The 20,332-nt window shown below is 66.1% G+C and carries 23 protein-coding genes; 11 read left to right on the top strand and 12 right to left on the bottom strand.

What is annotated here, in order from left to right; all coding sequences use genetic code 11:
- Positions 1 to 24: 24 nt before the first annotated feature.
- On the top strand, positions 25 to 1,272 hold the full coding sequence (locus tag EPL00_RS15925; RefSeq protein ID WP_135853445.1) for an MFS transporter: 1,248 nt from the start codon (positions 25 to 27) through the stop codon (positions 1,270 to 1,272).
- A 67-nt stretch (positions 1,273 to 1,339) separates the two neighbouring features.
- Here the strand turns inward: EPL00_RS15925 and EPL00_RS15920 are convergent, their stop codons facing one another.
- Positions 1,340 to 1,999 (bottom strand): helix-turn-helix domain-containing protein, encoded by a 660-nt coding sequence (locus EPL00_RS15920; protein ID WP_135853446.1) that lies wholly within the window; start codon positions 1,997 to 1,999, stop codon positions 1,340 to 1,342.
- A gap of 86 nt (positions 2,000 to 2,085) precedes the next feature.
- Between EPL00_RS15920 and EPL00_RS15915 the strand changes: the two genes are divergently transcribed.
- From EPL00_RS15915 to EPL00_RS15905, 3 genes are all read left to right on the top strand, one after another.
- A complete protein-coding gene (locus tag EPL00_RS15915) occupies positions 2,086 to 3,405 on the top strand; it encodes a cytochrome P450 (protein WP_135853447.1) in 1,320 nt (439 codons plus the stop codon).
- Positions 3,406 to 3,485: 80 nt separating this feature from the next.
- Entirely contained in the window at positions 3,486 to 4,127 is a 642-nt protein-coding gene (locus tag EPL00_RS15910) for an NADPH-dependent FMN reductase (RefSeq protein WP_135853448.1), read from the top strand.
- 6 nt (positions 4,128 to 4,133) lie between these two features.
- On the top strand, positions 4,134 to 5,030 hold the full coding sequence (locus tag EPL00_RS15905) for an SDR family oxidoreductase (RefSeq protein WP_135853449.1): 897 nt from the start codon (positions 4,134 to 4,136) through the stop codon (positions 5,028 to 5,030).
- Positions 5,031 to 5,033: 3 nt separating this feature from the next.
- On the opposite strand, the gene EPL00_RS15900 is transcribed toward EPL00_RS15905, so the two are convergent.
- From EPL00_RS15900 to larB, 3 genes are all read right to left on the bottom strand, one after another.
- A complete protein-coding gene (locus EPL00_RS15900; protein WP_135853450.1) occupies positions 5,034 to 5,297 on the bottom strand; it encodes a GIY-YIG nuclease family protein in 264 nt (87 codons plus the stop codon).
- Positions 5,298 to 5,354: 57 nt separating this feature from the next.
- Positions 5,355 to 5,510, bottom strand: coding sequence for a DUF7563 family protein (locus EPL00_RS24315; protein ID WP_449405130.1), 156 nt, complete (start codon positions 5,508 to 5,510; stop codon positions 5,355 to 5,357).
- A 198-nt stretch (positions 5,511 to 5,708) separates the two neighbouring features.
- Positions 5,709 to 6,512: a nickel pincer cofactor biosynthesis protein LarB gene (gene larB / locus EPL00_RS15895; RefSeq protein WP_135853451.1), complete on the bottom strand. Its 804-nt coding sequence runs from the start codon at positions 6,510 to 6,512 to the stop codon at positions 5,709 to 5,711.
- A 180-nt stretch (positions 6,513 to 6,692) separates the two neighbouring features.
- Here larB and EPL00_RS15890 point away from each other — a divergent pair, with 180 nt between their 5' ends.
- Positions 6,693 to 6,860, top strand: a complete 168-nt coding sequence (locus tag EPL00_RS15890) for a DUF1931 family protein (RefSeq protein WP_135827695.1) — start codon at positions 6,693 to 6,695, stop codon at positions 6,858 to 6,860.
- A gap of 337 nt (positions 6,861 to 7,197) precedes the next feature.
- On the opposite strand, the gene rpiA is transcribed toward EPL00_RS15890, so the two are convergent.
- Positions 7,198 to 7,884, bottom strand: a complete 687-nt coding sequence (gene rpiA, locus EPL00_RS15885; RefSeq protein ID WP_135853452.1) for a ribose-5-phosphate isomerase RpiA — start codon at positions 7,882 to 7,884, stop codon at positions 7,198 to 7,200.
- Between the two features lie 145 nt (positions 7,885 to 8,029).
- On the opposite strand from rpiA, the gene EPL00_RS15880 reads away from it, so the two are divergent.
- From EPL00_RS15880 to EPL00_RS15870, 3 genes are all read left to right on the top strand, one after another.
- Positions 8,030 to 8,836, top strand: coding sequence for an ABC transporter ATP-binding protein (locus tag EPL00_RS15880; protein WP_135853453.1), 807 nt, complete (start codon positions 8,030 to 8,032; stop codon positions 8,834 to 8,836).
- Positions 8,836 to 10,080 (top strand): ABC transporter permease, encoded by a 1,245-nt coding sequence (locus EPL00_RS15875; protein ID WP_135853454.1) that lies wholly within the window; start codon positions 8,836 to 8,838, stop codon positions 10,078 to 10,080. The genes EPL00_RS15880 and EPL00_RS15875 overlap by 1 nt, the downstream gene beginning before the upstream one ends.
- A gap of 72 nt (positions 10,081 to 10,152) precedes the next feature.
- Positions 10,153 to 10,833 carry a DUF3800 domain-containing protein gene (locus EPL00_RS15870; protein WP_135853455.1) on the top strand — a complete coding sequence of 227 codons (681 nt, stop codon included), beginning with the start codon at positions 10,153 to 10,155 and terminating at the stop codon, positions 10,831 to 10,833.
- Between the two features lie 108 nt (positions 10,834 to 10,941).
- Here EPL00_RS15870 and EPL00_RS15865 read toward each other — a convergent pair whose 3' ends face one another.
- The gene (locus tag EPL00_RS15865; RefSeq protein ID WP_135853456.1) at positions 10,942 to 11,244 is read right to left on the bottom strand and encodes an amphi-Trp domain-containing protein; all 303 of its coding nucleotides are present in this window, start codon (positions 11,242 to 11,244) and stop codon (positions 10,942 to 10,944) included.
- Positions 11,245 to 11,338: 94 nt separating this feature from the next.
- Here EPL00_RS15865 and EPL00_RS15860 point away from each other — a divergent pair, with 94 nt between their 5' ends.
- Both EPL00_RS15860 and EPL00_RS15855 read left to right on the top strand, forming a co-directional pair.
- Positions 11,339 to 11,647 carry an ArsR/SmtB family transcription factor gene (locus tag EPL00_RS15860; RefSeq protein ID WP_135853457.1) on the top strand — a complete coding sequence of 103 codons (309 nt, stop codon included), beginning with the start codon at positions 11,339 to 11,341 and terminating at the stop codon, positions 11,645 to 11,647.
- Positions 11,648 to 11,903: 256 nt separating this feature from the next.
- Positions 11,904 to 13,193, top strand: coding sequence for a hypothetical protein (locus EPL00_RS15855; protein ID WP_135853458.1), 1,290 nt, complete (start codon positions 11,904 to 11,906; stop codon positions 13,191 to 13,193).
- Positions 13,194 to 13,235: 42 nt separating this feature from the next.
- Here EPL00_RS15855 and EPL00_RS15850 read toward each other — a convergent pair whose 3' ends face one another.
- The 5 genes from EPL00_RS15850 to EPL00_RS15830 form a co-directional block, all read right to left on the bottom strand.
- On the bottom strand, positions 13,236 to 13,883 hold the full coding sequence (locus EPL00_RS15850) for a hypothetical protein (protein ID WP_135853459.1): 648 nt from the start codon (positions 13,881 to 13,883) through the stop codon (positions 13,236 to 13,238).
- 242 nt (positions 13,884 to 14,125) lie between these two features.
- Positions 14,126 to 15,259 (bottom strand): ORC1-type DNA replication protein, encoded by a 1,134-nt coding sequence (locus EPL00_RS15845; protein ID WP_135853460.1) that lies wholly within the window; start codon positions 15,257 to 15,259, stop codon positions 14,126 to 14,128.
- 580 nt (positions 15,260 to 15,839) lie between these two features.
- Positions 15,840 to 17,969: a helix-hairpin-helix domain-containing protein gene (locus EPL00_RS15840; RefSeq protein ID WP_135853461.1), complete on the bottom strand. Its 2,130-nt coding sequence runs from the start codon at positions 17,967 to 17,969 to the stop codon at positions 15,840 to 15,842.
- Positions 17,970 to 18,029: 60 nt separating this feature from the next.
- Entirely contained in the window at positions 18,030 to 18,632 is a 603-nt protein-coding gene (locus tag EPL00_RS15835) for a twin-arginine translocation signal domain-containing protein (RefSeq protein ID WP_162224245.1), read from the bottom strand.
- A gap of 120 nt (positions 18,633 to 18,752) precedes the next feature.
- Positions 18,753 to 18,992, bottom strand: coding sequence for a hypothetical protein (locus EPL00_RS15830; protein ID WP_238398217.1), 240 nt, complete (start codon positions 18,990 to 18,992; stop codon positions 18,753 to 18,755).
- A 174-nt stretch (positions 18,993 to 19,166) separates the two neighbouring features.
- Between EPL00_RS15830 and EPL00_RS23610 the strand changes: the two genes are divergently transcribed.
- Positions 19,167 to 19,514, top strand: a complete 348-nt coding sequence (locus EPL00_RS23610; RefSeq protein WP_202932664.1) for a winged helix-turn-helix domain-containing protein — start codon at positions 19,167 to 19,169, stop codon at positions 19,512 to 19,514.
- A 46-nt stretch (positions 19,515 to 19,560) separates the two neighbouring features.
- Here EPL00_RS23610 and EPL00_RS15820 read toward each other — a convergent pair whose 3' ends face one another.
- On the bottom strand, positions 19,561 to 20,193 hold the full coding sequence (locus tag EPL00_RS15820) for a hypothetical protein (protein ID WP_135853464.1): 633 nt from the start codon (positions 20,191 to 20,193) through the stop codon (positions 19,561 to 19,563).
- Between the last annotated feature and the right edge of the window lie 139 nt (positions 20,194 to 20,332).

Genomic DNA, 20,332 nt, shown 5'->3' with positions numbered 1-20,332 from the left:
TACGCTGACTCTGTAGGGCCGAGCGTGAGGCCCGCGAGGAGACTCCCGACCGGCCACGTCGCGAAGTACTACCTCTATCGGGCGGCGATGGCCGCCGGATTCACGACGCCCATCTGGTACTACTACATCGAGGTCAACGTCGAGTCCTACGCGCTCGTGGGTGCCGTGGACGCGATTTGGTGGGCCGGACTCCTCCTGTTCGAGATTCCGACCGGCATCGTCGGCGACCGCATCGGTCGTCGGAACAGCCTGCTCCTCGCCAGCGTACTCATCACCGTCGCGCAGGTGGCGATGGCCGCCTCCAGCGAGTTCGTCCACTTCGCGGTCGTGATGGGGTTCTGGGCGTTCGCCTCGACGTTCCGGTCGGGCACCGCCGACGCGTGGCTCTACGACACGCTGAAAGCACGGATGGACGAAGACGACTTCGCGGCGGTCAGGGGCCGGGGCAACGCCGTGATGTACGTCGTGACCGGCGCGACCGGCATCCTCGGCGGCTACATCGCCGACGCGTGGATGCCCGCGGCCTACCTCTCCTCGGCGTGCGTGACTGCCCTGAGCGTCCCCGTCCTGCTGTCGTTTCCCGAATCGACGCCCGGACGAAATACTTCGGCGGACACTGACGACGGAGACATCGACGACGGTGACGACCAGTTCACCGTGGTAGATGCGCTCCCTATCGTCCGCGAGGAGTTCTCGAAGCCGCCGCTCCGGTCGTTCGTGCCCTACCTCGGCCTGTTCGTCGGCGTCTACTGGGGCGTCAACTTCTTCGTCCAACCGTTCGGCGTCGAGACGCTCGGCCTGTCGGTCGGCGCGCTCGGGTGGCTCTACGGCGGATTCACCGCGGTCGCCGCGGCGGTCAGCTACCGGACCGACCTGATTCGGTCGGTCGTCGGCATCCGCCGGTGGTTCGCGCTCGCGCCGGTCCTCCTCGGCGCGCTGTTCGTCGGCGTCGCCCTCGTTCCGGCGACGGCGATTCCGGTCTTCCTCGTCATGCGGGCCGCCCGCGGCGTGACGATGCCGCTGGCTAACCAGTACATCAACGACCACGTGGAGTCGGTCGGACGCGCGACTGTCCTGAGCGCGGCGGGGATGGTCTACAACGTCGTCACCATCCCCTTCGAACTCGGCGCGGGCCGACTCGCCGACGCGCTCGGCATCGTCCCGACCATCGGTCTCTTCGGGGCGATTCTGGTGGTCGGGTCGGCGGCCCTCCTCGCGGGCGCGTCGCCGTTCGCCGACCGACCCGCGAGGAGCGAGGAGCCAGCGGACTGACTCGTCGGCCACATTGCCCTCGTCGGCCACATCGCCCTCGTCGGCCACACCGCCCTCGTCGCCCTCCTCACCGCTCGCGGGCGAACTGCGCGAACACCCGCGACTCTATCTTCCGGAGGTGTTCGCCCGCGGTACTCGGCGAGACGCCGAGTTCGGCGGCCACCTCGCCGTGGGTCGCCTGTCGTGGGTCCTCGTAGTAACCCAGTTCGAGCGCGGCGGAAAGCACCTCCCGCTGGCGCTCGGTGAGGCAGGCGAACAGGTCGTCGGCCCGCGGCGGGCGCTCGCCGGTCTCCAGCAGTTCGACCTCGTAGTAGTCCGTGTCGGTCGGCACCGCGTCGGCGAAGGCCGCCTCGTCGCCGACGAACGTAATCTCGCGCACGCCGTCGGGCAACGCCTCGATGGGCATCTCTATCATCAGCTCCGAGTCGCGGAACTCGGCGAGGGTCCCCTCGACGCGCTCGTTCGGCTCGAAGTGGACGTAGGCGTACCAGTCGCCCTCGGCCCCGGTGACGGCGTAGTCGTGGACGAACTCGCTGTCGGCGAGAAGCTCCTCGTATCGCTCCCGGTCGCCGCTGGCCTCCGCGAGCAACAGGCCGGTGCCGTCGTCCAGCAGTTCGATGCGGTGGACTCGCTTTCGTTCGACGCCCTCGACCTCCGCGAGGCGCGCACCCAGCGGGTGGTCGCCCGCTCCCTCGGTCGGCGTGACTCGGACTCGCGCGTACCGCATTACCGTGTCCGTCTACGCCGACCCTGATAAAGAGACCGTGGATTCACGGCAGTAGAGTCAGGGCCGACTGGCTCCTCTCTTCGAACATGACGACGCAATCACCACCGGGACCGCGCGGCCTTCCAGTACTCGGAAACACTCACCAGTGGGCGCGCGACCCCTGCGAGTTCCGCGAGGAGTGCGCCGACGAGTACGGCCGGGTCGTCAACTTCGAGATAATCGGCTGGGACGCCTACATGCTGACCGACCCCGCCGACGTGAAGCGCGTGCTGGAGGACACCGACACGTTTCCGAAACACGATAGCAGTACGGACAAACTTCGGGAGATAGTCGGTGACGGCCTGCTCACCAGCGGCGGCGACCGCTGGGAGCGCCAGCGCGAGGCAATCCAACCGGCGTTCTTCATGAGCCACATCAAGAACTACGCCGAAATCATGGTCTCGCGGACCGAAGACACCATCGAGGGCTGGCGCGACGGCGCGACCGTGGACCTCCGCGAGGAGATGATGCGCACGACGCTCGAAATTCTGGTTGAGGCGATGTTCGGCGAGGACATCGACTTGGCGGCCCGCGGTATCTACGACGCCGTGGAAGCGATGCAGGAACCGCTGAAACCGCAGAACCAGCCCGTCACCTTCCTCGCACCAGACTGGGCACCCGTGCCGTTCCTCCGGCGGGCCGACCGGGCGCTCGACCACCTCGACGCGCAGGTGTACGACCTCCTCGAAGAGCGCCGACGCGCCGACACCGACCGCGAGGACCTGCTGGCGATGTTGCTGGACTCCGACGCCGAGATGGCCGACGAGCAGATACGCGACGAGATGCTGACGTTCCTGTTCGCGGGCCACGAGACGACCGCGCTCACCCTGACGTACGTCTGGGACCTGCTGTCGCGCAACCCCGAGGCCGAGGCGCGACTCCACGAGGAACTCGCCGAAGTCGTGGACGAGCGCCCGACCATCGAGGACGTGTTCGAGTTCGAGTACGCCGAGGCGGTGGTCGAGGAGGCGATGCGCCTCTACCCGCCCGCCCACGAGATTCGCCGCGAACCGACCGAAGACGTGACCTTCGGCGACTACGAGGTCCCGGAGGGGTCGCTGGTCGTCCTGCCCACGTGGGTCCTCCACCGCGACGACCGGTTCTGGGACGACCCCGAGGAGTTCCGCCCGGAGCGGTTCCTCGACGGCGAAGCGAGCGCGGACCGCCCCGAGTACGCCTTCTTCCCCTTCGGCGGCGGACCGCGCCGGTGCATCGGCCAGCAGTTCGCCATGACCGAGGCCCAACTCGTGCTGGCGACGATGGCGTCCGAGTGGACGCTCGACAGGGACTACGGCGACCTCGAACTCTCGGCGGCGGTCACGCTCCAACCGAAGGGCGACGTGCCGGTGACGACCCGGCGTCGGTGACCTCATCACCGTGTAGTTTTAGTTACAAAAATGCCGTTCCGGAAACTGTTTTCCTACTCAGCCCCCTAGAATCGGTCAAGATGAACGGAACCCCTGTCGTCGTGGCGCTCGCCGGGAGCATGCGCGACGGAAGCTACACCCGCGTCGCCCTGCAACACGCCCTTGACGCGGCGGCCGAGCGCGGTGCCGACACCGAACTGCTGGACGTGCGCGAGTACGACCTACCCGTCTTCGACCCCGACGAGGAGGAACCCGAGGCCGCGACCGAACTCAAGCGCAAGATTCGAGAGGCCGACACGGTTCTGTGGGGGAGCCCCGTCTACCACGGGTCGTACTCCTCGGCGTTCCGGAACGTCCACGACTACTGTAGCTTCGACGAGTACGAGGACACCACGGTCGGCCTGCTGGCGTCGGCCGGAGGCGGGTCGTTCGCCAGCACGCTCGACCACATGCGCGTGACCGCCCGCGGGGTCCACGCGTGGGTCCTGCCCCATCAGGTCGGCATCCGGAGCGCCCGGAACAAGATAGAAGACGGCGAGATAACCGACGAGGACATCGAAGAGCGCGTCCGAAAGCTCGGCCAGCAGGCCGTCGAGTACGCCTTCATCCACCCGGACGTGACCGCGCCGGACGCCGGAATCGACGAGACCGCGAGCGCGGAGGCCGACGGCGGACAGACCGACGCGGACGCCGGACAGACCGAGGCCGACGCCGACGACTGATTCGCCGTGACTCACGTCGTCCTCCTGACCGGTGGAACGAGCGGCATCGGCCGCGAGGCCGCCCTCCGCCTCGCCGACCGTGGCTGTACCGTCCTGTTCACCGGCCGGGACCGCGAGGCCGGAGCGGAAGTCCGCTCGGCGGTTCGGGACGCCCACCCCGACGGCGACGGCGAGTTCTACCGCGCGGACTTCGCGGACTTCGAGGAGGTCCGCCGACTGGCCCGCGAGGTCCGAGCAGACTACGACCGCCTCGACGCGCTGGTGAACAACGCCGGGACCTCCCAGAGCGAGCGCCGGACCGCGGAGGGCGTCGAGTTCACGTTCGCGGTCAACCACCTCGCGCCGTTCCTGCTGACGAACCTGCTCTCCTCGCGCCTGCGCGAGAGCGCGCCCGCACGAGTCGTTACCACCAGTAGCGCGCTCCACGAGGACGGCTCGCTCGCGGACCTCGAAGCGGTCGTCCGCGGCGACGAGTTCGACGGTCTCGACGCCTACGCCGACTCGAAGCTGGCGAACGTGCTGTTCACCCGCGAGTTGGCCGCCCGACTCGACGGGACCGGCGTCACCGCCAACTGCGTCCATCCGGGGTGGATTCCGAACACCGACCTCGTGCGGAACGCGACCGGGTTCTCGAAGCTGTTCACGAGCGCGGCCGCCCTCGTCGCCAGCGTCGCGCCGGTCGGCCCCTTCGAGAGCGTCGAGGGTGCGGCCGAGGCACTGGTCTACCTCGTCACGAGTGACGAAGTGGCCGACGTGTCGGGCGCGTACTTCGACCGGAAAGAGCGGTCGGCGGCGGCCAGCGCGGCCGACGACGCCGACCTCCGACGGCGACTGTGGGAGCGAAGCGCCGAACTGGTCGGACTTCCCGAGTCGGTGCCCGAGGGCGACCCGCTGGACGACTGAGAGCTACTCGGCGTCGGCGTCCGCCTCGATTAGCTCCTCTTTCCGGCGACGCGAGAGCTGTTTGATTTCGTACTCGCGGGACATCGCCGCCGATTTCGAGTCGAACTCCTCGGTGTGGACCAACTCGACTGGAGTTCGTCCGCGCGTGTACTTCGCGCCCTCGCCGCGGTCGTGTTCGCGGACGCGTCGCTCTACGTCGGTGGTATACCCCGTGTAAAAACTGTCGTCGGCACACTCGATCACGTAGACCCAGTAGTGGACCGGCACGCCTTACAGGCTTCGCGTGGTGGTTCTTATTGTTTCGATTCCCGCCCGGTTGACGGGCTATGCTCTCGCCTCTCTGGCGCGTTGGCGCGCGACTTCTGCGATTCCAGCGTTCGCCGAACACGAGACGCACGCTCGCACGTGGCCGTCCTCGTCGGCAAACACGCGGACGAATCGCTCGGAGATGTGCGCGCCACAGTGGTCACACTTTGGCATTGGGTTTCATCTGGCAGGGTCGCTGCCAGTACTTCACCCTTCGCGCCCCACTACTAAAAATCCTTCCCAAGTCCAAATCTCTTTTTGGGAAACGCAAAGAACGTTTTCGATAATTGTGCTTCAATTTCGAGGCCACAATTCAAATATCCGGATTGTAATAACGCGTTGTATCGAGGTAAGACGACGTGTCGAGCGAGATTATTCGTTCGCGGTCTCGTCGCGCGAGTCGCCGGTCGATTCGTCTCCGCCACTGCCGACCGCTCTGGCGATTAGTCCGGCCTGCGCGCCCGCGACGAACCCGGCGTCCACGTTGACGACCGAGAGGACCGAACACGACTGGAGCATCCCGGACAGCGCGGCCTCGCCCTCGCCGCCGAAGCCGTAGCCCGTCGAGACCGGTAGGCCGATGACGGGCGTATCGACCAGTCCCGCGACGACGGTCGGGAGCGCGCCCTCCCGGCCCGCCGCGACGACCAACACGTCGGCCCGGCGCAGGCGGTCGAGTTGGTCCACGATACGAGTCAGCGCCGCGACGCCCACGTCCTCGACGCGCTCGACGGTCGCGCCCATCTCCTCGGCGAGGAGGGCGGCCTCGCCCGCGGGAATCGCGTCGCTCGTGCCCGCGGTGACGACGCCGACGGTCGCGGCCACGTCCGGCGGCTCGAAGTCCGCGGCGTGGGCGACCACGACGCCCGACCGCTCGTGGACCGTCACCTCGGCCGCGGGGTAGTCGTCGGCGAGCCGCCGTCGGACCGCCCGCTGTTGGTCGGCGTCGGTTCGCGTCACGATTGCCCGTCCCGTCGTCTCGACCGCGGTCTCGGCCAGCGACGCGGTTTCGTCGGGCGTCTTGCCGTCGCCCAGAATCGCTTCGGGGACTCCTCGTCGGGTCTCTCGGGCGGCGTCGAACCGCCCCGCCTCGTCGGTCGCGTAACCGGAGAGTCGCGCCTCGGCGTCGGCCGGACTCACCTCGCCCGCCGCAACTGCGTCGAGTAATTCGCGCATGTCCAACTCTGGGCACTCTACGTACTCCTATCCTCCGACCCGCGGAATCGGTGGCACACAACCCGATAGTATTTATAGCTTTTGGCCTTTGTGATAGATGACCGGGAATTGAACGACAGCGGCCCGTTCGCCCGCAGATTTGAGAAGCTTTATTAGGAGTGGCAGGAAAGGAACGTCCGTATGGCAGACCTCATCGTCAAAGCAGCTGTCAAGGACGCACTGGACGACAAGAACGTGGCGTCGGACTTCTACGACGCCCTCGACGACCGCGTCGACGAACTCCTCGACGAGGCTGCCCGCCGCGCCGAGGCCAACGACCGAAAGACCGTCCAGCCCCGCGACCTGTAAACCGGGGACCCGCTACGTTTCTTTTATTGCGCCAGATACTCCGTAGCTCGTAGCTTCCGATACGTCGGTCGTGGCTTCTGACTCGCTTCGATTCGTACTCGATGTAACTCCGAGTATTAACTACGAAATTGACGTGTTGTCGCCTTCCGAAGCCCCCGCCCGCTCGCGGTCGCTGACCAGCATATCCGACGGACGTAGTTGCGTCGGATAGGGGCTGGCCAGCGACTAAACTGCACGCGACCGGACGGCCCCTTCATCCACCCACGGCGGCCGATTCGCCGAGTACGGCCGCGGCGGTTGGTTCGCCGAGCGCGTCCGCGGGGTCGGGCGGATACGCTCAGAACTCCTCTACGTCCACGCCGTCCTCGCGGCCGACGTGAATCTCGTCGGCCATCCCGACGAACAGGCCGTGTTCGACCGCGCCGGGGAGTCGTGCGAGGTCGGCCGCGAGTTCCGCCGGAGCCGGAATTTCGCCGAAATCGCAGTCCAGCACGAGGTTCCCGTTGTCGGTCACGACCGGGCCGTCCTTGCGCTCGGCGCTCCGGAGCGTCGGCGACCCGCCGAGCGAGCGGAGTTCCGCCGCGACGGTCGTCCTCGCGTCCGGCAGGACCTCGACGGGGACCGAGTGGTCGAGTCGGTCGGCGGCCTTACTCGGGTCCGCGACCACCAGCAGGCGGTCGGCGGCCGCGTCCACGATCTTCTCGCGGGCGTGGGCCGCGCCGCCGCCCTTCACGAGGTGCGGGCCGGAGAACTGGTCGGCACCGTCGATGGCGAGGTCCACGGCGGACTCCTCGTCCAGCGTCGTGAGCGGCACCCCGGCCCGCTTGGCCAACTCTCGCGACTGGAACGAGGTCGGGATTCCACGCGCGTCGAGGCCGCTATCGACCTTCCGACCGATGGCTCGAATCGCGTGGGCCGCGGTCGAACCCGTGCCGAGTCCGACGACCGCGCCGTCTTCGACCGCCTCGGCCGCGCTCTCGCCCGCGGCGCGCTTCTGTGCGTCGCTTCCGCCCGTCGATTTCATGCTCGCTCCTCGGTCGCCGCGAGTGAAAAGTCTGGTCGAAGGCGACTCCGTTCCGACCGGCGACCCACCCGGACTCGGCAACGGAACGTTTCCCGTCCCAACGGGCGCTAATGTTTTGACACGCCCGACCGTACTAGATTCGACAATGGCTGCCAGCGACTCGGACGCCGAGTCCGACGCAGACGAGGAGCTAGAGCCGGGCGAGGGGGAGACACCGAGCGCCGAACGTCGCGAGCGGCCCGAGGCGGCGGTGGAACTCCGGGACGTGCGCAAGACGTACTTCCTCGGCGAACCGGTCCACGCGCTTGACGGGGTAGACCTCTCGATTCCCCGCGGGTCGTACACCTCGGTCATGGGACCGAGCGGGTCGGGCAAGAGTACGCTCCTCAACCTCATCGGCTGTCTCGACACGCCCACCGAGGGCGAAGTGTGGGTCAACGGCCGGGAGACCTCCGAACTCACCCAGCGCGAGCGCACCACGGTCCGGGGCGAGGAGATAGGCTTCGTCTTCCAGACGTTCAACCTGATGCCGAAGCTCACCGCCGCGGAGAACGTCGCGCTCCCGCTGGTGTTTCAGGGCGTCTCGAAGAGCGAGCGCATCGACCGCGCCGAGGAGTTACTCGACGACGTGGGTCTCGGCGACCGGGGCGACCACCGGCCCAACGAACTGTCGGGCGGCCAGCGCCAGCGGGTCGCCATCGCCCGCGCGCTGGCGGCCGACCCGGCCATCATCCTCGCCGACGAGCCGACCGGCAACCTCGACCAAGAGACGGGCCGACAGATCATGGGCCTGTTCCAGCGGCTTCACGACGAGGGCAACACCATCCTGATGGTGACTCACGAGCGCCCCATCGCCGAACACTCCGAGCGCGTGATTCACGTCTTGGACGGGACCGTCGAACGAATCGAGGAGATAGAGTCGCCCCGACGCGTCGAGACGGACCCGCCCTGATGGAGTTCACACAGAGCCTCCGACTAAGTTGGCGGTCCATCAAGAGCCACAAGCTCCGCTCGACGCTGACGACGCTCGGGGTCGTCATCGGCGTCGCGGCGGTCATCACCTTCGTCACGCTCGGCACCAGCCTCCGGGCCGACGTTCTCGGGCAGGTCGGCGCGGACCGCACGCCCAACGTCTACGTCTGGGCCGGACCCGAGGGCCAAGAGGGCGAGCCGGGCGCTGGCGCGCAACCGGTGTTCACGAGCGGCGACGTGGACGCGCTCCGGAACGTCTCGGGCGTCGAATCCGTGATTCCGAGGGGCGTGGTACCCACCGCGGCGCTCTCGGCGGGCGGCGAGACGGTCGCCCAGCGGCAGGTGATCGCCACCTCGCCGAGCTACTTCGACGGGGGCGCGTTCGCCGAGGGCCGGAGCTTCCGCGAGGGGTCGCGCGAAGTCGTGTTGAACGAGCAGGCCGCCGACCTGTTCGACCCCTCGGTCGGCGTCGGTCAGAACGTCACGTTGCGACTGGCCTCCGGGAACTCCGTCGAGGCAGAGGTCGTCGGTCTCCTCAACGGCTCGTCGGGCGGCGGGGCCTTCGAGGGACTGGGCGGCTCGCAACCGCTCGTGTTCGTGCCGACCGACCCGTTCTACCGGACGACCATCGAGAGTCCCACGACCGGCGAGAGCGAGCGCGTCTACCCCACGCTCACGGTCGTCGCCGAGGACTTCGGGCGAGTCCCCGAGGTGAAGACCGGCGTGCAGTCGTACCTCGACAACGACTCGGCCGCGGCCCGGCTCGTCCCCGGCAACTACGCCTTCTCCGTCGAGACCGACCAAGACCTCGTGGACCAGATAGAGGAGCTACTGACCACGCTCACGAACTTCATCACGGGCATCGCGGTCATCTCGCTCGTGGTCGGCTCCATCGGCATCGCCAACATCATGCTCGTCTCGGTCACCGAGCGCACCAAGGAGATCGGCATCATGAAGTCGGTCGGCGCGCAGAACCGCGACATCCTCCAACTGTTCCTGCTGGAGGCCGTGATGCTCGGACTCTTCGGCGCGCTTCTGGGCATTCCGACCGGTGTCGGCGGGGCGTACGCCGCCGCCGAGTACATCGGCCTGAGCCTCGTCCTGCCCTACGAGTGGTTCGCCATCGCAGTCGCGGTCGGCGTCGGCGTGGGCGTCGTCGCGGGTCTCTACCCGGCGTGGAGCGCCGCGAAGACCGACCCCATCGACGCGCTCCGGTACGAGTAAGAAGACCGGCCCACGTCTCGTGGGAGATGTGGTAACTTTCATACGGCGTTCCTCTCAAGTTTCGACGGACGAATGGGAAGACGGCTATACGTGTTCGTAGACGAGAGCGGCAATCATTCTCGACGCGATTGCTACGTCGTCGCCGGGTGTTGGTGCCTGACGGACGTGACGAAATCGTCGGCAGTTCTCAAGCCGACGAAACGAAAGTTAGCCAGTTGGTTGTCGAGCGACGGCGACGGCGAGTTGAAGGGCGAACGATTCGACGACGAGACGCTCGCACACGTCTTCTCGACGCTCCGAAAGGCGATTACCGACGACGAGAGTATCGACCAGTACGACCACCCGTGGGACGTTCGCTCACCGGTCGCGTACACGCTCTACGATTCCGAGAGCGACCTCGGACGGTCGATTGCCGAACGACACCTCGGCGAGTCCGGAACTGGAACGACACCGCAGGTGATAGCCTTGGCTTCGGTAATCGCTCCACTCTTTCGACTCGGAGAGCGAGTGAACGCGCCGATTCGGTCGTATCACGTCGTCTTAGATGACACGACGTGGGAACGCCCGCGGCTCACCGTCAGCCGGATGGTCGAGAACATCGACTGGATGCCCCACGTACAGTTCGCAACCGCAAAGAGCCACAGCACACCCGGAATACAGTTGGCCGATATCGCGGCTTTCGTCCGCCGTCAGCAACTCACGGCCGGGGCTCCCGGACGAGCGAGCCGAGACCTCAACGACTTGAGACTGTAGAACACGGGGAGGGGCCGATGACACTCGTCGTCTACCGACGCCACCGGGGCCTCCCCGCAGACGGATTTACCTACGGCACCGATTTTGATAAGTATTTCTCATACCGTCTCACTCCACGCTCAACTCCTCGCCGCCGCGGGGTTCGGTGAACTCCAACTCGACTTCCAACTCGGATTCGCGCCCGCCGGAGAACTCGACTTCGACCTCGACCGGTTCGCGGTACTCGAAGGGTATCTCCCACTCCTGCGACGAGAGCGTCAGACTGGTGTCGGCCTCTATCTGGTCGGCCAAGTCCCGCAGAAACTCGGCGGTCGCGGCCCGCGAGAGGTGAATCTCCCGCTCGAAGAAGCCGTCGGTCACGGTGGTTCGCTGTCGGTCCCTGTCGTCGGGCAGGTCTACCCGGTCTCCCATGCCGTCGGCTTCGCTCCGGCGCGCCTAATGCTGTCCGGCCGCTCGGGGGTCTCCTGCCCGGTCACTTTTGCCGACCGACGCCGAATGGAGTGGCGTGTCTCTCATCGACCTCATCGGGAGCAAGGCCCGAATCGAAATCATCCGGGAACTCTCGCGGGAACCGCAGTACGTCTCCCAACTCGCCGAGACGGTCGGGATGGACGGCAAGACCGCGGTCCACCACCTCTCGAAACTGGAGGAGGCCGGACTCGTCGCCTACTACGAGCGGGGTAACCGGAAATACTACTACCTCGCGAAGACCGTCGAGTTGCGGGCTGCACCGCCACCCGAACGGACGTTCGTCCTCCAGACCGGCGAGCGCCGCGACGACCCGACCGCCGGTCGGTCCGTGACCGACGATTGAACTGTCCGAAAACCCGAGAGAACCCCGAATTGGGTCGCCTCGCGGGCAATCTAACGGTTCCCCTAACGACAGACCGCTTACTGTAACAAGCTGTTATCGACCGAATACAACCGTCCCGACCCGGACAGTTTCGAACGCTCCCGATACCGGGTGTTTCCCATTGCGACGGCGGAAAACCCGGCTTATCTGCGTGAACGGTCCGAACGGTATCTCCGATTTATTCCAGTGACCGGATTAGAACTGCGGCGTGAGAAGCATGAAACGGCGTCAGTTCGGCGCGATGCTCGCAACCGCAACGTTCTCGCTCGGTGGGGTATCGAGCGCGGCGGCCGACGCATCGGCACAGGAGACGGAACCGTTGGAGATAGAAGACGTATCGGTGGAACTCGGCGACGCGACCGCGATGGTCGGTCGCGCCACGTTCCAGTACGAGGGCGGCACGATGCGGTTGCAGTTGGACGACTGGGCGATGCAGGCGGCGGGCAAGCCCGTGTCGGTCGGCCGCACGCGCATCGACGTGAGCGACGTGACCCCCGAGACGTACGCGACGGTCCGGGCGGGCATGGTCGAGGCGTACGACGGGCAGTCGCTGTCGCCGTTGCTCTCCGCGCTCGCGGACGCCGATGCGAACCCCGAGAGCGGTCTCACCGTGTCGCTCGGGCCGGTCGAGAGTCAGGGGACGCTCCTCGCCGACGAGATAGTCGCCGAGGGCACGGTCGGAAGTGTCGTCCCCGACGGGACGCGGGACCTCCTCTCGGGCGGCGGGTCGCTGTCCGCGCTCGCGTCGCTCGGTGCCGCCGAATGGAGTTCGCTCCGGATCACGCGCCGAGACGCCACCTTCCTCGCGAACGACGTGACGATGCAACTCGACGGCACGAGGTTCGCCATCGCGTCGCCCGGCGGGACCGCGGAGGTCTCGGGTCGGACGTTCGAGTTCAGCGACATGGCGTTGGACATCATGCCGCCCGCGACGATTCCCGCGCCGCACGTTCAGTTCGCCTCGAAGGTGCGGCAGTTGGGTGCGGAGGGCCATCTCACCCTCTCGGCCATCAAGTCGGCCGCGGCCGACTCCGGGGTCACGGTCGCGAACACGCTGAAGGCGCTCAAGAGCGCGATGTTCGAGCTGTCGTTCGGCAAGGTCACGGAGAACGGGAAAGCGGTCGTCTCGGACTTCCAGACCAGCGGCACGGTCGCCGAACTGATGCAGGCGGTGCGCAAGGAGGCCGGGATGGAGAAGCAGGCCGACGACCAGCAGGACGACGAGGAGGACGACCAAGCCCAAGACGGGCCGTTGCCGAAGGTGGCCGTCGTCTCCAGTCCGGGCACCGACGAACAGATGAACTACGTCTTCGAGGTGACGGGCGACCTCGAAAACCTCGAACCGGACGAGGACGGCGGCGCGGCGGTCGATCTCATCTCTGAGACCGACGGTCGGGTCCGCGTCGAGGGGACCGTCGGCACGGGCGACGACCGGTTCGCCTTCTCCGGGGACCTCGTCGAGGTGGACGTGCCCGACGCTGTGCAGATAGAGATTTCCGAGCGATAGGTCGGCCGCTCGCACTCGCGGTTTTCGTTTTCGATACTCGTACTACGGGTCTCCGTTCAACCAGTCGATACAGTCTTCGGTGAATCCGACGAAGTGATTTTGGTGGAAGTCGGCGACGTACTGGAGCGGTCTCGCCATCCGAACGGCGTCGCCGTACTGGACGAAACTCCTCGGGTAGTTCACCGCTCCGCTCTCGAACTTCTGTCGGTCGAACGTGACTTCCCAGAACTCGAACCCGTTCGTCGCTTCCACCGGCCGAAAGTCGAGCGCCCGATAGTCACCGTGTTGCATGCTGTGGCGGAGTCCGCGGAGGAACGTAAGTTTCTCGACGTACTCACACGTCGGCGATTCCCCTTTTCGCGGCGAGAAATCTCGCTTCTCGATTGCCATTCCTGCCGTCTTGGCGTTCACTATCTCTCGAATCTGCTCGTTGAACGAGTACAGCGACGCGAGGTAGTTGTGAAGGTGCTGAAAGAGCGTGCGGGCGACTGCTCGCGGCTCCTGTGAATCGTGGATGACTATCCATGCATCGTCCGCTATCCGGCCGTCGACGAACGATTTGAGGTCGGCGAAGTTCCCCAAGACGATGGTACGCGATATCTCGACGCGAGCGAACTCGTCTCTCGTGACAGGGGTGTTCTCGGTCGGCCCGCCGGTTTCCGCCCCGAGCAGCGCTTCGACTTCGTTCACGACGGAATCGATTATCGAGTCCACCAACGTAAAATTACTGAAATAGAGACGAAATAGTCAATTATGGCTCGATTCGATATCGGTGAAGTACGCCGCGGCTTCGTCGCCGGATTCGATAACTTCGATATCCACTTCGGCCATCTCGGCGAGTTCCTGCGCGGATCTCACGTTTGGCATCGTCTCTGTGTACGATATAGTCTAACTCACCTAAAAGTTCGGGGTTCTGTTTCCCGATTCCTCTCTCAGTTCCCTTCGAGCCGATTCAGCACGGCCTCGGGTTCGTAGCGCAGGGAGAGTTGCCGCGAGCGCCCGCGACCCTCGACGTTGGTGTAGGTCGCGTCGATGATGTCGAGTTGGTCGAGTTTGTTGATAATCTCGGAGTAGCGGGTGTAGCCCAGTCCGGTCTGGTCGTGGAACGCGTCGTACACGTCGCCGGCGCGCTCGCCGTCGTGCTGGGCGATGACTTCCAGCAGTTCGATTTCGCTCTCCGAGAGGGCCTGTAGGCTGTGGCTCAGGTGGACGTACTTGGACTTCTCGTAGGCCTCTTCCACGTCTTGGAGGTTGACGCTCCGACTCGCGCGCATCTCGGCGTTCAGGCCCGCGCGCCGCAGTAAGTCGATGCCGACCCGCAGGTCGCCGCTCTCGGCGGTGAGTTCGGCCACCTCGTCCAACACGTCGGCCGAGACGACCCCCTCGTGGAAGCCCCGCTCGACGCGGTGGCGCAGGATGTCCACTATCTCCTCGTTGTCGTACACCGGGAAGTAGACCTCCTCGGGGCGGAAGACGCTCTGGACGCGACCGTCCAAGTCCTCGATTACGTCCAAGTTCAGGTCCGAGGAGACGACGATGACGCCGATTTTGGCCCCGCTGTGGGCCTCGTGCGCCCGGAGCAAGGAGTAGAGCGTGTCGGATGCCTCGCCCTCGTAGAAGAGGTAGTTCACGTCGTCCAGCGCGACGACGAGTACCTCGTCCTCCTCGACCAGTTTCTCGGTAATCTGGCGGAACAGCTTCTTGAACGAGATGCCCGACGAGGGCGGTTCGTACTCGAAGATGCCCTCGAAGATACGCGAGAACACCGAGTAGCGCGTCGAATCGACCTGACAGTTCACGCGGACGGTCCGCACGTCGGTCTGGGCCCCGAGTTCGCCGAACACCTTCTGGACCGCCGTGGTCTTGCCAGTTCCCGGCGGGCCGCGAGCGATGACGTTGAGGGGACGCGAGCCGCGAGCGGCGGGCCGGAGCGCGTATTTCAGGCTCCGCATCTCGCTCTCGCGGTGGGCGAACGTCTCGGGGACGTAATCTATCTCGAAGACGTGTTCGTCCCGGAACACGGATTCGTCCCACGAGAGCATCCCCTCCTCGGGGTCGTCTGCCATCACTTTCACCTCGATGTCCCAGCTACTTAACCTTTCGGCAGGTAAAAATATTGGAGCTAAGAGGTGTCCAACGCGGCGGTTCAGCGCGTCTCGGCCGGGCGGCGAGTGCTTGGGCCGAGTCGGTGTCACTCCTCGGACCTCTCCGGCCGTGAGGTGGTTCGCCGCTGGCTCCTCGGGGCTAGCTCCTCGCATTCGGCGTCCCGAACCCGGCCCTTCGTTTCCGGTGGAAAACGTGACGCACTTCCGGCGCGTGCGGGGCGACCCATCGTGGGTCGCCCCATCGCGCGAGGGCGGCGGCCGCAGACGCGGCCGCCGCGGTTGGGGAGGACGAGGAGCGGCGGCGGTGCTGTGTGGCTAGCGGTACGATAGGAGTCGGCGTTAGATTGCCGTGCGGTCGTGGTCCGCTGTGTGGTCGCGGTCCGCTGTGCGGTCACGACTCGGCGTCGGTGATGGCTCGCTTCGCTCTGCCCGTCCTCGACGCTCGTTCTGGACGAGTAGTGCGACCCTCAGAAAACGACAGTCACTCACGGCCCCACGGAAAAGCAACACAAATAATCGCAAAACAATCCTCTGCCTATTCTTAGAACTTCTCTAGCAGTCTATCGTAGAACTCGCCGTCGGAGTCCCCGGCCAGTTTCTCGACGATTAGCTCGGGCGTCGAGCGCGCGAGGTGGTCTTTCACCGGCGAGCGGTTCACGACCAACTCGCCGTCCTCCAGTCCCTTCGCCTCGATGCCGTCTACGGGCACGTCGTAGTCGGCCATCTCCCGAATCTCGGCGGCGAGGTGCGAGACGAACACGCCGGTCACGTCGCCGTCGCGCAGTTCTTCGAGGATTCCGGCGATTATCTTGGCGCTCGCGCCGGGTTCGGTGATGCTCTCCAGTTCGTCCACGAGGACGAGTCGGTCCGCGCCGCCCGATACGTCCCCGCCGCCCGCTTCGTCCTCGCCGCCCGCACCGCCCGACCCGTCCGCGCGACTCGCCGACCGCCCGCCGGATGCTCGCCCGCCCGAGGAGCGCCCGGCGGACGGTTCGCCGCCCGTCGCCAGTCCGGCGAACTCCCGGAGCGTCGATTCGAAGGCCCCGGCGTCAAGCGTCCCCTGCGTCTTGGCGTGGTAGTGGAGTTCGCGGAAGCGTTCGATGCGAACCTCCTCGGCGGGCACCGGCAGGCCCATGTGAGCCAGAATCGCCACGAGCGCGACCAAATCGAGCGTCGAGGTCTTCCCGCCGCTGTTGACGCCCGAGAGGAGCGCCACGCCCGACACGTCGTAGTCCACCGGTTCGACCGCCGCGAACTCCACGTCCAGCAGGGGCGAGCGCCCGCCGACGATTTCGAAGCCCGAGTTGGTCGCCTCGTCCCCCGATTCCGCCGCGCCGTCCCCGACGAACTCGGGCATCACGCAGTCGAAGTCCTCGGCGAAGCGCGCGACGGCCAACTCCACGTCGAGTTCCAGCGCGGTCCGGACCAACTCCTCGGCGTCCCCGCGCCGGTCCGCGAGGTCGGCGGCGAGTTCGCGCTTCCGACTGGCGGCCCGGCGGTCCTTCGCGGCCTGCAAGTCGTCGCGAAGGCGCGAGACGACCTCGTCGTCGCGCTCGACCGGGAAGCTGGGTTCTTCGGGAAACGCTCGGCGCGCGACCTCCGCCTCGCCGGTGTCCAAGTCCAGCGAGTCGATTAGCTCCTCGCGGGCCTGCTCGACCGCGGCGGCGTACTCGTCGCTCAACTCCCGCGAGAGCAACGAATCGACGCCCGCGCCCTGTTCGACCAGCGACAGCAGGTCCGAGCCTTCGACGGTCACGTCCTGCTCCTCGATAGCGTCCCGGAGCGCGTCGTTGGCGACGCTCTCGGCGGTCGAGACCGCCGCGTCGAGGTCATCCACGGCCCGCGCGAGGCGGTCCAACTCGTCGTCGCCGACGACGGTGCCGTCCGAATCGACGCGGGAGAGCGCGTCTTCGAGCGCGTCCACGTCCAGCGGCGGGTCGATGCCCGCCGCGCGGTGGACCCGCGCGGCCGCCCGCAAGCAGTCGCGGTTCGCGGCGTAGAACGCCAGCACGCGCTCGGGCACCACCTCGGCGGGCCGGTCCAAGGCGTCGGGTTCGACGCGCACGTCGCCCTCGACGGCCACGCCCGCGAACTCCTCGTCCAGCGCGATGACCGTCGAGTAGCCCCGCGCGAGGTCCGCGAGGTCCCGAGCGTCTTCGACCACTTCGACGCTCAACTCCGGCATCTCGTGCTGGGCCTCGCTGTATCGCTCGGCGTCGGTCGTCGCCAGACACCGGTCGCGGACCGTGACGCTCCGGGGGTCGGCGAGCGGTTCCACGTCGGTCAGCGCCTCCAGCACCTCGGGGTCGGGCGTTCGTTCGAGCGCCGACTCAGCGAACTCGCGGGCCTCCTCGACGCGCGAGGAGACCCCGCTCGGGTAGAGCGTTTCGAGGCGCTTCTCGCCGTAGCTCGTGACCGTCCGGTCTTTGAGCAGGCCGAGCGCGTCCCGGTGTATCTCCTTCGCGCGGTCGGTCGCCAGAAAGCCGCCGGGGTCGTCGTGACGCCGCCGGACGGCACCCCGAGCGATGGCCGCCGCTCGGCCCTCGGTGATGCCGGGCGCGCTGGCGAGTTCGGCCACGTCGCCGGTCTCCAGCGCGCGCTCGGGGTCGTCCAACTCAGAGAGCGCCGCCGCCGTCTTCGACCCGACGCCCGGTATCGCCTCCAACTCCATCGGGCGCGACTTCTCGCGTCGAGGATAAAAAACGTTCGCGGAACGGCCGGACGCTCGTCGTCAGATGGGGTCGCCCGGACACGCACAGCACCCGTCGGTGACCGTCTCACAGGTGCCGTCGCTGCACGACTGGCTGAACTGGTAGCAACCGGCGAAACACTTCGTGGTCGAGCAGTCGAGTTCGGTCCGCACGTCCTTCGTCTCCACCGCGTCGCCGCGGGCGTCCACCGTGAGGGGGTCGCCGCCGTCGCGCGGCGTCACCGACGCGAGCGCCTCGTCCAGTTCCGGCCTGACGACGACCTCGCCGGTGTAGTCGTCGGTCTCGACGGGCACCGTAATCTGGCCCGCGGCCACGCCGTCTTTCTGCATCCCGAGGGTTTCTGTACCCTCGAAGTCGAGCGCACCGAGGTCGTCCGAGGAGAGGACCTCCTCGGCGGCGAGTTCGTCCAGCACCGAGCGGGCCTCCTCGGCGACGGTCCAGCGCGCCCGCACGGCGTCGTCGTGGGCCGCGGCGGCCCGCTCCATCTCGGCCTGCGTCACGTCGCTCGCGCTCGCGGTTTCGACCCCGAGCGACGGGATGACGGCCGCCCCTGCTCCCGCGCCGACCGCTTTCAGCACCGAGCGCCGACTGATTTCGCTCTCTCGTGAATCATCTCGCGACATGCAAAATTCCCGTTCTAACTGCAAAGAAATAAAACTGCACAAATTACGGCATATAAATATAAGAATTATAAAATAAATGTGTGTCTCCATCGTTCGAGAGCGTCGATTTCGACCCGTCCGCTACTCGCGGAGTCCCCACGGGAGGTCGCCACCGTGGTCCCGGATGTACCTCTTCGCGTCTTCGATGCTCGTCAGTCGAACGTTGTCCCGACTGCCGCCGTATCCTTCGAGCGGTGCCTCTGGGTCTCGAATCATTTCACGAATCAGGTCTTCGGCACGGCCTTGGTCGCTCGTTGCTACCCAGTTCTTGACAGTTCCGACCTGCTTTTTATGTCCGCCGACGACTCGTTTTCGGGTCATCTTTTTTATTATCTTCACGCACAACTGTTCATCGCCTGCCATTCAAACGTCGGGTATTCGACTTTTATATTTATACCTGTTCTTTTTATCCAGCAATAGTATTGGTAGCTATCGTCTTCTTTCGGGTCCGTAACCAATGCTTTTAATACGCCTTGGAGTATAACTCCGACCAACATGAGTACACCGCGGACCGACGAAAGCTCGGCCGAGTCCGCAGTCGAAGCTGACGCCGAGAACACCGTTCTTACGGACATTCTCGGCCCGCACGCGAAGGTAAAGATTCTCGTCGCTCTGCTCGGCGAGAACGACCGCGACCTCAACCCGACCGACATCGCCCGACTAGCCGGTATCGACCGAAGCACGTTCTACGAACATATCGACGACCTCGTTGCCTACGATATCGTCGAGGAGACCCGGACCGTCGGTAACAGCCAGATGTACCAAATAAACCGCGATAACCCCGCCGCCGAGGACCTCGCACAGTTGGAGTGGGACCTCTTGGACTGCATCCCCGAGGAGTAGGCGGGTCCGCTCGCTTTCCCGAGCCGTTTCTCGAAACTCGCCGCGTTCAGCTACAGCACGCGCCACAACAGCCCTCGTCGGACCACGACCCGCAGTCCACCCCGTCGCTGAGACCGTCACAGCAGGTGCGCTCCTCGTAGACGCACGAGTTGAGGTCGCAGGGGTCGCACGTGCATCGCGATTCGGTCCAACAGCCCGACGTGGATACGTCTCCGTCTCGGTCCCGGACGGTGATGGGGTCGCCGCCGTCGAGCGGTCTCGCAGTGGCGTAGCTCTCGTCGCGGTGGGGTCGGACGACGAGGCGCACCTCGTGGGTCGCCGTCTCGCGGGCGACCTCGATTTGAGCGGTCGCATCGCCGTCGAGCCAGACGCCCATCACCGACGCGCCCTCGAGGTCGGTGCCGACCGGCGACAGGTCGAACGCCGACGCGTCGGCGGCGTCGAGGTAGCCGCGGTCGGTGAGTTCCGCCAGCACGGCGTCGGCGTGTTCCGCGACGGCCCTCCTCGCGCGGGTCGGACTGGCGAACGACCGCTCGAAGCGGTCGAGGTCGGCGACCGCACCCTCTGCGCTCGCGTTTCCGGCGGCCGCGACGCCAGCGACCGCACTCGCGCCGACGGCTTTCAGGACCGAGCGTCGGTCGGGTCCGGTGCTACCTCGGTTCGCGTCGTTTCGTGGCATACAATAACACACTCATTCGCCACCGGATTAAATTCTATACCTAAACAACTAGAATTTAAGAGGTTTAGCGAACAGTCGGCTGACTGACTCGCGGTCGCCGCGTTCAATGCCCTTTTTGCTCACAGACTCCAACTGCCGG

Source organism: Halorussus salinus (assembly GCF_004765815.2).
Taxonomy (GTDB): domain Archaea; phylum Halobacteriota; class Halobacteria; order Halobacteriales; family Haladaptataceae; genus Halorussus; species Halorussus salinus.
Note: the sequence above shows the minus strand (reverse complement) of the source record. Positions and strands in the feature narration are given on the sequence as shown.

Bases quoted from the DNA above. Each gene is read 5' to 3' on its own strand.
- EPL00_RS15870 (WP_135853455.1), top strand. From the start codon at position 10,153: ATGGGAAGACGGCTATACGTGTTCGTAGACGAGAGCGGCAATCATTCT.
- rpiA (WP_135853452.1), bottom strand. From the start codon at position 7,884: ATGAAATCGACGGGCGGAAGCGACGCACAGAAGCGCGCCGCGGGCGAG.
- EPL00_RS15915 (WP_135853447.1), top strand. From the start codon at position 2,086: ATGACGACGCAATCACCACCGGGACCGCGCGGCCTTCCAGTACTCGGA.
- EPL00_RS15865 (WP_135853456.1), bottom strand. From the start codon at position 11,244: ATGGGAGACCGGGTAGACCTGCCCGACGACAGGGACCGACAGCGAACC.
- EPL00_RS15920 (WP_135853446.1), bottom strand. From the start codon at position 1,999: ATGCGGTACGCGCGAGTCCGAGTCACGCCGACCGAGGGAGCGGGCGAC.
- larB (WP_135853451.1), bottom strand. From the start codon at position 6,512: ATGCGCGAATTACTCGACGCAGTTGCGGCGGGCGAGGTGAGTCCGGCC.
- EPL00_RS15835 (WP_162224245.1), bottom strand. From the start codon at position 18,632: ATGTCGCGAGATGATTCACGAGAGAGCGAAATCAGTCGGCGCTCGGTG.
- EPL00_RS15890 (WP_135827695.1), top strand. From the start codon at position 6,693: ATGGCAGACCTCATCGTCAAAGCAGCTGTCAAGGACGCACTGGACGAC.
- EPL00_RS15855 (WP_135853458.1), top strand. From the start codon at position 11,904: ATGAAACGGCGTCAGTTCGGCGCGATGCTCGCAACCGCAACGTTCTCG.
- EPL00_RS15820 (WP_135853464.1), bottom strand. From the start codon at position 20,193: ATGCCACGAAACGACGCGAACCGAGGTAGCACCGGACCCGACCGACGC.
- EPL00_RS24315 (WP_449405130.1), bottom strand. From the start codon at position 5,510: ATGCCAAAGTGTGACCACTGTGGCGCGCACATCTCCGAGCGATTCGTC.
- EPL00_RS15910 (WP_135853448.1), top strand. From the start codon at position 3,486: ATGAACGGAACCCCTGTCGTCGTGGCGCTCGCCGGGAGCATGCGCGAC.
- EPL00_RS15840 (WP_135853461.1), bottom strand. From the start codon at position 17,969: ATGGAGTTGGAGGCGATACCGGGCGTCGGGTCGAAGACGGCGGCGGCG.
- EPL00_RS15830 (WP_238398217.1), bottom strand. From the start codon at position 18,992: ATGACCCGAAAACGAGTCGTCGGCGGACATAAAAAGCAGGTCGGAACT.
- EPL00_RS15875 (WP_135853454.1), top strand. From the start codon at position 8,836: ATGGAGTTCACACAGAGCCTCCGACTAAGTTGGCGGTCCATCAAGAGC.
- EPL00_RS23610 (WP_202932664.1), top strand. From the start codon at position 19,167: ATGAGTACACCGCGGACCGACGAAAGCTCGGCCGAGTCCGCAGTCGAA.
- EPL00_RS15845 (WP_135853460.1), bottom strand. From the start codon at position 15,259: ATGGCAGACGACCCCGAGGAGGGGATGCTCTCGTGGGACGAATCCGTG.
- EPL00_RS15880 (WP_135853453.1), top strand. From the start codon at position 8,030: ATGGCTGCCAGCGACTCGGACGCCGAGTCCGACGCAGACGAGGAGCTA.